This is a genomic window from Paraburkholderia sediminicola (genome assembly GCF_046027825.1).
Lineage (GTDB): Bacteria > Pseudomonadota > Gammaproteobacteria > Burkholderiales > Burkholderiaceae > Paraburkholderia > Paraburkholderia sediminicola_D.
This window is the reverse complement of the sequence record NZ_JAQQDU010000297.1, coordinates 1-284: the sequence shown is the minus strand read 5'-3', so window position 1 is coordinate 284 and position 284 is coordinate 1. Positions and strand designations below refer to the sequence as shown.

At 65.8% G+C, this 284-nt stretch carries 1 protein-coding gene; it reads left to right on the top strand.

Annotated elements, in window-relative coordinates; genetic code table 11:
• On the top strand, positions 1 to 284 hold a 284-nt coding region (locus PQQ96_RS42310), incomplete at both ends, for a transposase (RefSeq protein ID WP_408303397.1).

Below are 284 nucleotides of genomic sequence, written 5' to 3'. Positions count from 1 at the left end.
CCTGCTGCGCTCGGTGCCCGGTATTGGCCCCGGCGCTGCGGCCACGCTGATCGCCTTCATGCCCCAGCTCGGTTCACTGAACCGCCGCGAGATCGCCGCCCTTACCGGCGTCGCTCCGTTCAATTGCGACAGCGGCAGGCATCAGGGCAAGCGTCGCGTGCAGGGCGGTCGCGCCATCGTGCGTCGCGCACTTTACATGGCCTGCATACCGGCACTGCGTTTTAACCCCACCATCAGGGCGTTTTATGACCGCCTGCGCAAGGCTGGCAAACCGTTCAAGGTGG